Annotated in this window: 11 protein-coding genes and 1 rRNA gene; 5 read left to right on the forward strand and 7 right to left on the reverse strand. The window is 64.9% G+C overall.

Annotated features, from left to right (window positions below):
• Positions 1-66: 66 nt before the first annotated feature.
• Complete coding sequence (locus tag ACFW6D_RS29380) at positions 67-846, forward strand: phosphoribosylanthranilate isomerase (protein ID WP_379333453.1); 780 nt, start codon at positions 67-69, stop codon at positions 844-846.
• On the opposite strand, the gene ACFW6D_RS29385 is transcribed toward ACFW6D_RS29380, so the two are convergent.
• Together ACFW6D_RS29385 and ACFW6D_RS29390 are read right to left on the reverse strand one after the other, a co-directional pair.
• Entirely contained in the window at positions 836-1,639 is an 804-nt protein-coding gene (locus tag ACFW6D_RS29385; RefSeq protein ID WP_379333455.1) for an EamA family transporter, read from the reverse strand. The two genes, ACFW6D_RS29380 and ACFW6D_RS29385, sit on opposite strands and share 11 nt — an antisense overlap.
• 68 nt (positions 1,640-1,707) lie before the next feature.
• Positions 1,708-3,042 (reverse strand): hypothetical protein, encoded by a 1,335-nt coding sequence (locus ACFW6D_RS29390; protein ID WP_379333457.1) that lies wholly within the window; start codon positions 3,040-3,042, stop codon positions 1,708-1,710.
• Positions 3,043-3,225: 183 nt separating this feature from the next.
• Between ACFW6D_RS29390 and ACFW6D_RS29395 the strand changes: the two genes are divergently transcribed.
• Genes ACFW6D_RS29395 through ACFW6D_RS29405 form a run of 3 tightly spaced genes read left to right on the forward strand, consistent with a single transcriptional unit; the run spans position 3,226 to position 6,388 of the window.
• Positions 3,226-4,323: a WD40/YVTN/BNR-like repeat-containing protein gene (locus ACFW6D_RS29395; protein ID WP_379333459.1), complete on the forward strand. Its 1,098-nt coding sequence runs from the start codon at positions 3,226-3,228 to the stop codon at positions 4,321-4,323.
• A 4-nt stretch (positions 4,324-4,327) separates the two neighbouring features.
• Complete coding sequence (locus ACFW6D_RS29400) at positions 4,328-4,600, forward strand: MoaD/ThiS family protein (protein WP_379239467.1); 273 nt, start codon at positions 4,328-4,330, stop codon at positions 4,598-4,600.
• Positions 4,601-4,651: 51 nt separating this feature from the next.
• Positions 4,652-6,388 (forward strand): protein kinase, encoded by a 1,737-nt coding sequence (locus ACFW6D_RS29405; RefSeq protein ID WP_379333461.1) that lies wholly within the window; start codon positions 4,652-4,654, stop codon positions 6,386-6,388.
• On the opposite strand, the gene ACFW6D_RS29410 is transcribed toward ACFW6D_RS29405, so the two are convergent.
• The 4 genes from ACFW6D_RS29410 to ACFW6D_RS29425 all read right to left on the reverse strand — a co-directional run bounded on the left by ACFW6D_RS29410 (position 6,389) and on the right by ACFW6D_RS29425 (position 9,541).
• Positions 6,389-6,796, reverse strand: a complete 408-nt coding sequence (locus ACFW6D_RS29410; RefSeq protein WP_379333463.1) for a DUF2399 domain-containing protein — start codon at positions 6,794-6,796, stop codon at positions 6,389-6,391.
• A gap of 63 nt (positions 6,797-6,859) precedes the next feature.
• Complete coding sequence (locus ACFW6D_RS29415) at positions 6,860-7,984, reverse strand: PASTA domain-containing protein (RefSeq protein ID WP_379333465.1); 1,125 nt, start codon at positions 7,982-7,984, stop codon at positions 6,860-6,862.
• A 122-nt stretch (positions 7,985-8,106) separates the two neighbouring features.
• Positions 8,107-8,517 (reverse strand): hypothetical protein, encoded by a 411-nt coding sequence (locus ACFW6D_RS29420; protein WP_379333466.1) that lies wholly within the window; start codon positions 8,515-8,517, stop codon positions 8,107-8,109.
• Between the two features lie 76 nt (positions 8,518-8,593).
• Positions 8,594-9,541, reverse strand: a complete 948-nt coding sequence (locus ACFW6D_RS29425) for a thioredoxin family protein (RefSeq protein WP_379333468.1) — start codon at positions 9,539-9,541, stop codon at positions 8,594-8,596.
• 246 nt (positions 9,542-9,787) lie between these two features.
• Here ACFW6D_RS29425 and ACFW6D_RS29430 point away from each other — a divergent pair, with 246 nt between their 5' ends.
• Positions 9,788-11,086: a dicarboxylate/amino acid:cation symporter gene (locus ACFW6D_RS29430; RefSeq protein WP_379333470.1), complete on the forward strand. Its 1,299-nt coding sequence runs from the start codon at positions 9,788-9,790 to the stop codon at positions 11,084-11,086.
• 55 nt (positions 11,087-11,141) lie between these two features.
• Here the strand turns inward: ACFW6D_RS29430 and rrf are convergent.
• Positions 11,142-11,234: ribosomal RNA gene (rrf, locus tag ACFW6D_RS29435) — 5S ribosomal RNA — on the reverse strand; the annotation flags it as partial.

Here is an 11,234-nt window from a genome sequence, read left to right on the forward strand (position 1 = left end):
CCGCATCACCCGTAGATATCGAACAACATACCGTCGCTACGAGACGCTCGTACCCGAAGGAGACTTATGCCTGCCGTACGTCGGCAAGACCGCGACCGCTGTGACCTGCGCGTCCCTGTCGCACCCACGGAGTGCGGTGATACTAGGCTCGGCCGTATGGAAAAACGCGTCCAGGTGAAGATCTGTGGTATCAGGTCTGAACGCGACCTCAGGGTCGCAGTGGATGCCGGCCCTGATGCCGTGGGGTTCATCTGCGGCATCACCCACCTCAGCGAGGACGCACTCACACCGGCGGCAGCGAAGGACCTCTCCGCAAAGGTCGCGCTGCTGACGACCCGCGCTGTCACGCGAGTACTGGTGACTCATCTCGAGGACGCTGAGGCGATCTTGAAGCTCGCGGCGTTCGTTGAAGTCGACGCAATCCAGGTCCATGGCTTGGTCGACCGGGACAATCTCCGAAAGGTATACGCGGGCAAGGACAATCGTGAAGTTCTACGAGCTGTCCATGTCACCGATGAGAGTGTTTTCGCTGATGTCGAGGATGTCGTCGACTACTGTGACGTGATCCTGTTGGACTCGCGAACACCCCGCCGACTCGGTGGGACCGGGCGAACCCACAACTGGGACATCAGCAAGAAGATTGTCGAAACGCAGGCGACCCGGGGCAAAAAGGTGACCTTGGCCGGCGGGCTCGCACACACCAATATCGACAAAGCGATCACGCTGGTGCAGCCGTACGGAGTGGATGTGAACACCGGCGTCGACGACGAGAACGGCAACAAATCCGCCACATTGTGTGCCGCATTCGTCGAAGCCGCCAACCCCGGCGAGCCCGTCAATCCCTAGTCCGCCTCGACTTGTCGTCCAGCACAACAGCACTCAGCACCAACGCGCCGCCGATTACCGCCCCTGTCGTGATCGGCGTGTGAGTGAAAATCGCGCTCACCACCGCCGCGAAGACTGCCTCGTTGAGCCCGATGATGCTCGCGGTCGTGGCGTCAAGGCCCCGCAGACCCAACCAGTAGAGACAGAAACCCGGACCGAGCAGCAGCGCCCCTACCAGCACGAGTGACCCGGCCGTCCGAGCGTCCGGTGGATCGGTCAGGATCAACCCGCCGCCGAGCACACTGGCGACCACCAACTGCCAGCCGGCCGACGCGATTGTCGGTCGTTGGGCCGACTCGCGGGCGATGAGACTCACCAACAGCGCGACGCATACAGCACTACCGACTGCCAGAGCACAGCCCAATAGTGCTCTGCCCATTCCAATTTCGGCCGAGCTGCCCGGAACGGCGACTGCCACCGCGGCACCGACGAGCACGAACTCGATGCCGACGATCAACGTCGGTTGTCGGCGGCCGCGAACGATTTCGGCGGCGAGCAACAGCAACGGCGCGATCAGGTGCAGCGCCACCACCACGGGCAGCGGCCCACATTTCAACGCCGCGACAAACAGCAACAGATTGGCCGCCTCTAGTGCGCCCAACCGGATATACAGGCCCGGCGATTCCCGCAACGTTCGGATCGGCCCTTGGCCCCGGGCACTCGCGATGAGCAACAGCGTCACCCCACCGCCGGCAGCGACCAGCGCGGAAGAAGCCAGGGCGCCGTCGAGCGCAGCCAACGCGGCGCTGGACATGCCCCAGACAAAAGTCGCCGCGAGCATGATCCACGGCGACGATCGCGTGAGTGTTGACCGGACAGCGGTCAAAAAATGTAGGTCACGATAGGCAGCACAACAGCAGTGAACCCGCCGAAGACGCCCGCCGCAATAGCCCGCGAGGAGAAATTGGGGAACCGACTGGTCAGCCAGGCAAGGGTGCCGAACGCGAGGACGAAGGTTCCCCACACGATCAAGCCACCCGCGGCAGCGCGCTTGGGGAGCGAGGCCGCGTCGCCCAAGTCCGCCTTCAACCAGGCTCCGAACCCCACGATCGTCAGCCCGGCGGCCAACGCCAACACGAACATCGCGAAGCCTGTGTGGCTGTTCATCACCAGCCGACGGGATCCCCATTCCGACACCACCCGCCCATCGCTGTGGTGCGCACCGTCAACCTGACAGATCAGGTCGAAAACCCGTCCGGGATTGACAGTTTCGGTGACAGCGGTTCGAGCATGCACCATCGTCTCGACAGCCAACGCGGTCGAGTACGCGGTGATGAACCCCTCGCGCGACGTCCGGAAACCACCACGACTCGGCAACTGCTGGGTCATCACCTGCAGGTCGAACAACGCGGTCAACGACGCTCGGACCGCCGGATGAAAGATCAAGCTGCCGTCGGCGACCAGCACGGCGCCGACGGCCGCGTGCAGTCCGAGGTGCGTCCAGATGTGGGCGACATCGCCGCGCAGAAAGTGTTCGTCCCCATTACAGTTGGCGCCTTCAGCGAGGCCGTCGAGCATCCTTTCGATCGCCAGCTCGGATGCGCGGCGCGCCCTCCTGCCACCCACCGACGCGTACTCGGGACGGGCCAGCACCGTGACGATGTGGGCGGCCGAGTACAGCGGTTCGGCGCGCACGTCATCGGACAGCATCGTCAGCGCCAGGAACGTCACGCCGCGCAGCGTCGCCCGCGCCACCTCCACGTCATCGGCCGCGTAGGGCGCGAGTGCGTGCATCGCAGCGGAAGTCGCGGTCAACGACACCGGGCCGACCGGCCCCGACATTCGGTACCCACCCGACTCGCTGTCTTGTTCCCGGATCAGCGTTCTGATGCATTCTCGGACGTCAGGATCGTCGTTCGCCACGCCTAGACAATGCATTGCGCGCAGTTGCCACGCGATGTCGATCGGCCCGGTGAACTCCCCCGCACCCGCGGTCGGCGGCACGATCATCTGCCGACGCACCAGGTGCAACACCTCCTCTGCCCGAGGAATAGGGATCCCCGCCGCGGTCAGCGCGCACACGACCTCCGCGGTGTTCTGGGGATTCGGTGGTACATCGTGGACCCAGCCCCAGCCTGCTCCACCCGCACCATCAGAGAACTGGTAACGCTCGAACCACTCGACCGCCAACCTCATTCGCTCATCGAGATTCGACATGTCCCACCTACCGTTCTGTGTCGAACCTGTTCCCGCCCAGGTTCTTACACTTACCTAGATGCTCCCGCACCGCCGAGGAGTTCACTGGTTCGGTAACGAATTCACAGTGACCCCCAGAGGCTGTCGGTGCTGCGGCGTAGTGTCACGCGGGTCGGCGTTGGGGGGACCAACCGGAGGTTCGCGATGGACGTGCTGCTCGGGATCGGGACTCGTAAGGGTTTGTTCTTGGCTCGTAGTCGGGATGGGCGGGCGAGTTGGACGGTGTCGCCGCCGCACTTTCCGGTGGCTGATGTGAAGGCGTTGGCGATCGAAACTCGGCGGGGGACGCCGCGGGTGCTCGCGGGGGTGTTGAACAGTCATTTCGGGCCGACGTTGGTGGTCAGTGATGATCTCGGGCAGACGTGGAGCGAGCCGGATGATGCGCCGCTCGCGTTTCCCGACGACACCGAGGCTGCGCTACAAGGGGTTTGGCAGATCGCGCCGGCTACCGAGGCGGAGCCGGATGTGGTCTATGCGGGCGTCGAACCGTCGGCGCTGTTCCGGTCGGAAGATCGGGGGCGAACTTTCGAGCTGGTCAGGGGACTGTGGGAGCATCCGCATCGCCCGCAGTGGGCGCCAGGCGGAGGCGGGTTGGCGCTGCATACTGTGCTGCCGCATCCGGTCGACACGCAGCGGATGGCGGTGGCCATGTCGACGGGCGGGGTGTATCAGACTGCGGACGGTGGGGAATCGTGGACGCCGACGAACAAGGGTGTCACCGCGGATTTCATGCCTGGTGAGTTGCCGGAATGGGGTCAGTGCGTGCACAAAGTCGCTCTTGATGCCGAATCGCCGAGCACCATGTATCTGCAGAACCACGGTGGGGTGTTCCGAAGTACCGACGCTGGTGAGACCTGGCAGTCGATCGACGGTGGGTTGCCGCCGTCGAACTTCGGCTTCCCAATCGTCGCGCATCCGCGCAAGCCAGGCGTGATCTACACGTTCCCGCTGGTAGCGGACATGGACCGCTTCCGCTTTCCGCCCGACGCGACCTGCGCGGTGTATCGCAGCGAGGACGGTGGCGAGACCTGGTCACAACTCACCGACGGACTCCCGAAGGTCCCGTTCTGGGCCGCGGTCATGCGCGATGCGATGTACGCCGACGACGCCGACCCGACCGGCATCTACTTCGGCACCCGCAACGGCGAAGTGTATTGCAGCGCCGACGAAGGCGACCATTGGCAGCTCGTGGCCGACAAGCTGCCGGACGTGCTGTGCGTGCGCGCCGCGGTCATCGGGTAGCGCGATGGCTCGTGTCTGCCTGCCCTCGATGCTGCGCATCTACGTCGACGGCGCCAAGGAGCTCGACGTCGACGGTGCGACCCTGCGGCAGGTGCTCGATGCGTTGCGCGAACGGTCGCCCGGGTTGGAACGTCGACTCCGGGATGAGCGTGGCGTTCTGCGGCGGTACGTGAACTTCTATATCGACGGTGACGAGTGCCGTCTACTCGACGGCCTCGAGACAGCAGTCGACGCAGGCACCGAGGTGATGATCATTCCGTCGGTCGCCGGCGGATGAGCCACCGATAGCGAGACAACGCGAGCGCCGTCGGGCCCATAGACTCAGCCGGTGAGTTCGGGTCGAGTAGTGATCGACCAGCGTTTCGAATTGATCGAACCGCTGGGTAAGGGCGGGATGGGCACCGTGTGGCGGGCCTATGACGTCGCGTTGCATCGCGAGGTGGCGCTCAAGGAAGTTCGCGACCTCGACGAGTCGGGCACCGACCCCGGCGTTCACCGCGAGCGGGTGTTGCGGGAGGCGCGGGCCTTGGCGCGGATCGCACATCCGAATGTGGTTGCCGTGCACCATATCGTCGACTCCGACCAGTACGACCATCCGTGGATCGTGATGGAGCTGGTGCGGGGCCGCGCGCTGTCGGACGTGCTGGCGGCCGGGTCGTTGCCCCCGGCGCAGGTCGCTGAGCTGGGACGGGGAATTCTGGGAGCGCTGCGGGCCGCGCACGCGGTCGGCGTGCTGCATCGCGACGTGAAGCCGGCCAATGTGATCGTGCGCGACGACGGCTCGCCGGTCCTCACCGACTTCGGGATCGCCGCCATCCACGGGATGACCGCGCTCACCTCCACGGGCAGTGTGGTCGGGTCGCTGGACTATGTCGCACCGGAACGGCTTCAGGGAGTCGAGGGCGATCCGGCGTCGGATCTCTGGTCGCTCGGGCTGGTGCTGTATTTCGCGGTGGAGGGGCATCAGCCGATGCGCCGGGAGTCCTCGGTCGCGACACTGGCCGCCGTGATCGGCGGTCACGTGCCCGCGCCTCAACGGGCCGGTGCTCTGTCGGGTGTGTTGGGCGCGTTGCTCGTCACGGATCCGGCCCGACGACCCGACCCCGCACACCTCGACTTCATGCTGTCCGAGGCCGCCGGGCGGACCGCGCTCGGGCCGTACTTCGCGGCGCATCCTCCTGCCTCGGGACAACAGCCCACTGCGCCGCCCTCAACTCAGTCCGGACCGCAGCTCGCCGTACCCCCACCGACACATTTCGATCCCCAATTCCCCACCCCGACACCGGCATTCGCTACATCCTGGCCGGGCTCGAGCCATCCCACGGCTTGGCCGGAATCTGCCGCGAATGCGTTCTCGCCGCAACCGGCGACGGGGTGGCGGCAACCCGCCTCACCCCTGCCTGCCTCGACAGGTGGGGCGATGCCCCGCAAACACGCACCTCCCGCCCGCCGATGGGGCATCCTCGCCGCGGCGGGTTCGATCGCCGCGGTCATCACACTGACCGTGGTACTGCTTCAGCGCCCGGACAGCGCGGCGTCAGCGATCGGGACCTCCCCCACCCTGACCATCGTGCCAACGATCCAACTCGGCACGACCCCCGGTTCGGGACCTTCGGCGGCACCGAATGCGAATCTGCACGATCCCGAGAATCTGCGGGCCGCGCTCACCGCACTCGAATCAGCCGCAGGCGGCACCGAATTCACCAGAACCACGATCTATCCGACCTTCATCTCCACCGGCGCGCCCGTGCCCACCCGCCCGAGCGTCTACGACGAGTTCACCTTCCGCGACGGCCGGGCAACCCGCACCGGCCCCGGCGGCGACCTGTCCGAACCCACCGTGGCGCTCAGCATCTTCAACTGGGATGCCGTCCCTGAACTGTTCCGCGTCGCCGAACGTGATCTCGGCGTACCCCAACCGACCTCCCGCTACCTGATCATCGACCCGGCCTGGACGTTCAACGAGGGGCGCCCGACCCTGCTGGTCTACGTCAGCGATGACTACGGCGGTGGCTATCTCGCCGCCGACGCCGACGGCACGGTTGTCGACAAAATTCCCCGCTGATCATTGCTGATCGGCCGCATCACACAGGTCAGCCAGCAGCAGCGGCAGTAGAACCTCTTCGTGGAGGTCTTTACCGAAGGACTTCCTGACTTCGACGGCGCTCGCTCCGGGTTCGACGTCAATGCCGAAATATGTTGTGTAGGTGGAGGTATCGAATCGCCATGCCTCGGCGTACGGGGCGGCCGATTTGACCATTGACACGATCATGAACCCTGTCGGATCGAAATCGGCACGAACCCGAACCGCGGTCCTGGACTCGTCGACTCCTGCGATGAGGTCGAGTGCGGCGAGGGCTGGAACGCCATCGGTGCAGACCAGGGGCGGACACCGGGTACCGAGTTCGTCTGCGGCCGCTTCCACGACCGTCGGGTGCTCACAGACGAACAGCTGCCCCTCGATGCCGCTCACTGTCCGCGCCCTTCTCGCCCCACGACAAGCCGAGCGCACCAGCCGAATATTGGTGTGGCGCAGTCACCACGATCCATTGGCGATCACCACACGTGATCGGTCGACGATGTCGTCGATGAGGCGGTCGAGTGTGGCGACCGGGTGGCGCGGTGTGAGTCCTTGCACGACAGGGTCCGAATTGATCTCGAGGAGAAGGGAGTACGAGCCCAGTGACCAGCTGATCCGGGAAACACCGGTTTGTGTGGCGATCACCTTCGCGCCCGCGGTGTCGGGATCGAACGGGACCCGGAGCGCGTTCGGAAACGGTGTGAAGGGACTGGTGAGGATTTCCGAACGGGTGGCGTAGTCCGCGGCCGTCCGCGCGGCACTGTCGGACGCGTGTGCCGTAACTTCCAGCGTGACCTCACCGAGGTCGTTGGCGCAGGCGAAGATCGCTTCGCTGTCCGAGGTGGCCGCACTGTGCAGGGGCGCCTGGAGTGTCGGTGACATCCGCGCCGATCCGAGTGCGCCGGGGTCGATCAGCAGGCACGCGTTGTGCGGCTCGGGTTCACGCCGGTCAGTGGAAGTCGGGTCGGGGGCGGCCGTCGAGCTGGACACGGGGGCGGGACCTTCCGACGGCGCGGCCGACTCGGCCATTTCACCGTGTTTCACGACGCCGAGACCCACTTCGGCGAGGTCGCCGAGCACTGTTCCAGCAGGCGGGTGCTGACTGGTCACTGTCCAGTTGCTCGCGACCAATACCTGACGATCGTCAGCGGTGTCGTCGTGCGTCCTGGCTTCCAGCTCGAGGCCCTTCAAGGCGTCCTTCGCGTCAGCCAATGTCATTCCGACGAGCTGGGGCATCGCTGCGCTCGGGTCACGTCCTGGCTTCGAACTCTCCGACAGCGCCGCGCCGCCGAAGATGAGGACGACCGACACAACGATCCCGACCGGAATCCAGTTGAAGCCGAGCTTCGCGAAGCCCCCTGCGGCCCTCCTGTTGTGCTTGCGTTCGACACCGGCCAGGTACAGCACCGGCACGAGCGCCAACCCGGAATAGGTGACCGCGGCGGGAAAGCCGATATCCGAGAACGGTAGGACGACAACGCAGAACAGCGCGAAGCAGAAGAACCCGACCGCCAGAATGAACTTCCACGTCGGCAGGACGCCGGCGACTGTCTGGAGTCGGACGAACAGAGACCTGATCATCGGTGGACAATACGCCCAACCAACTGATTTCCGCCGGGATCGCTGAGATGCGCGATCAGGTCACATCGGGTGCCCACATCGTGTCCGTCGTTCCGCATGAACCCCGAGCACACAATCGCCGGTCAGGTCACGTCCCGCTGCAGCCAGAATGTCGTGCAACCGGCGCCGACCACCGTGCCGGTCAGTGTCGTGGTGCTCCCCGTGTGGTCGGCGATGAGATCGACCATGACATAGGAGCCCGGTCGGTCGATCCAGGAAGACTTGCGGAAGACGATCCGGTCCGATTCGGCTTGCCAGTTCATCGTGAAGGTGCCCGAGGCGACTGTGGGATTCTCCGGTAGTGGGTAGAATGCGAACTCCGCCTTGGTCTTCGGTTGCACGGTAAGGGTGAGGCCGGTCGCGCCCTGGGCGCACTGGTAGGAGCCGATCCACGTTCCCGCGAGTGATCGCAGGTCGTCGAGAAGGCCGGGTCGGTCGGCGGCGACAGCGGTGCCGACCGACGTATCCGCACAGCCTGTCAGGGTGGCTGCCACGAACAAGACTGCTGCACAAGCGAATTCGCGCGCTCTCATGTCCCCCCTGCCGAATCCGTGTTGCGTCGCCACCTGACTATCGATCGACCGGGGCAAGGTGTGGTTCGAACTCGGCGATCAAGCTCTCCTTGCCGCCGAAGCCGATGACGCGGTGAATCTCCTCGCCGTCCTTGAACATCAGCATGGCCGGGATACCGCGGAACTCGAACTTCTCCCAGATGCCCTCGAACTGGTCGACGTCGATCTTTCGGACCAGGACGCGCCCGGCCCACTGTTCGGCCAAGCTCGCCAGGACGGGCGTCACTTGACGGCAAGGTCCGCACCAGGCGGCCCAGAAGTCGACCAGCAGCGGGATTCCTGTCGAACTCTGCACGTCGATGTCGTCGGGGGTGATGGGGGCCAGTTGATCGCGGGCGGCGAGGTAGTCCCGCAGGTCTTTCGCTTCTTGTGCGAGAGCTTCCGCAGAGATGCGGTCGCCGTTGGCGCGGACCCAGGTCGTGAATTCGTCGAAGCGGGGTCCTGGCGCGTCGTGCTTGCCGGCCGCCTGCGAGACAGCTTCGTTCAGTGTCTGCAAGGCCTGGCCGAGGTGTTCGCCGCTGGCCTCGAGCTCGAACGCGCGCACGGTGACGGTGTCGCCGTCTCGTCGCAATTCGGCGTCGCGCCAGAGGTTTACGACGTACTGCTCATCGTCGGTGATTCGCCACCGCACACTCGTCTCGTGGACCTGTGTCAGCTCCCGAGCGGCTATTTCCTCGTCGGACAGTCGGGAACCACGCTCACGAACGTAGACCGCGAACGCCTCGAACTCAGGTGAGCCGGGACCAGCGGCGATCCGCTGCTGCAGCCCACCGAGTAGCTCCTGATAGACAGCCCCCTCGCTGTCACCTCGCGCGTGCAGGTCGAATGCCGACCAGCGACCGACAGTCTCGCCCGCCTGATCGTCGATCTCGACACCTTCGAGCAACGTGACGCGATAGGTGCCGTGACCGGGCAGGACGACAGCGAACTCGTAACCACGCTCCATGGCCCCCTCCAAGTGCTCTCGAGCGATAGCGCAAAAATACCAGCTCGACGACCTCCCGGAAGCTGAACGCAGTTTCACTGCACCGATGGCTGATTCACGATCTGGGCGAATCGATATACCGCCGACGATACGCACCGGAAACCCCTGTGCCATCGCCGCGCAGCTCACCCGGCACACACTGGCGAGATAGCGGTGTCGGCGGGTAGGTCGGCATCCACGCTGCCGGTGGCAGGTCAGGAGGATCCGATGAAAACTCTGTCCAATCCCGCGCTCCAGATCGGAGTGGGAGCCGTCGGGGGGCTCGTGTTCGGGCTCGTAGTCGGTGAGTGGGCCGCGAATCTGAAGTTCATCGGGGACATCTTCATTCGGTTGATCCAGATGTCGATCGTGCCGTTGGTGATGGCGTCGGTGATCGTGGCCACCGGGTCGATGGCGGGGGCCGGCACCGGGAAGGTGGCGTTCCGGACGTTCAAGTGGATGCTCGGGTTCTCGTTCGTCGCGGCGGTGTTGGCGTGGGGGCTGAGCGTGGTGATCCGGCCGGGGGCGGGGATGGTGTTCGCCGGGGAGCTGGATTCCTCGTTGAAGGCGTCCGCGGACAAGGCGCTGGGGTGGCAGGAGACGTTGCTGAACTTCGTGTCCACCAACGTGTTCAACGCGATGTCGACGGCGACGATGGTGCCGATCATCATCTTCTCGCTGTTGTTCGGCATAGCGCTGCGCAAGCAGATCAACAAGACCGGCGACACCTCGGTGCTCACCTTCATCGACCAGGTCCAGCAGATCGTGCTCACCATGATCCGGCTGGTCATGACACTCGCGCCGATCGGTGTCTTCTGCCTGCTCGCCGCGCTCGCCGGTGACGTGGGGTTCGCGGTGGTCACCACCACGCTGAAGTACCTGGGTACAACGCTGCTGGGCGTGGTTCTGCTGTTCGCACTGTTCGTCGCGGTGGTGACGGCGCGCACCCGCCTGGATCCGCTGAAGCTGCCCGAGAAGCTCGCCGAGCAGACGACGATCGCGGTCACCACGACGAGCTCGGCGGTGACGTTTCCGGCGGTGCTGAAGAACACCGTCGAGAAGGTCGGCGTCAGCCAGAAGATCGCGAACTTCACCCTCTCGATCGGGTTGACGATGGGCTCGTACGGGGCCGTACTCAACTACATGATCGTCGTGATGTTCCTGGCGCAGGCGGGCGGCGTCGACCTGAGTATCGGGCAGATCGTGCTCGGCATCGGGTTGGCGATTCTGCTGAACATGGGCACGATCACCGTTCCCGGCGGGTTCCCGGTCGTGGCCATGTTCCTCGCCACCTCGCTCGACCTGCCGTTCGAGGCTGTCGGTCTGCTGATCGCCGTCGACTGGTTCGCGGGCATCTTCCGCACGTTCCTGAATGTGAACGGCGATACGTTCGTCGCGATGCTGGTGGCCAATGCCGATGACGAGATCGACCGGGACGTCTACAACGGGACCAAGACCGTCACGGCCGAGGAGATCGACCTCGAGGAATACACCGACATGATGGCGCGGGCTGATCAGGCGGATTGATCGCAGAACGCAAAAAGGCCCTCCAACCGAAGTTGGAGGGCCTTTCGCAATGCTGTTCCGGCAGTGTCCTACTCTCCCACACCCTGTCGAGTGCAGTACCATCGGCGCAGGTGGCCTTAGCTTCCGGGTTCGGAATGGGACCGGGCGT

The sequence above is a fragment of the Nocardia sp. NPDC058705 genome (assembly GCF_042749305.1).
In the GTDB taxonomy this organism is placed as follows: domain Bacteria; phylum Actinomycetota; class Actinomycetes; order Mycobacteriales; family Mycobacteriaceae; genus Nocardia.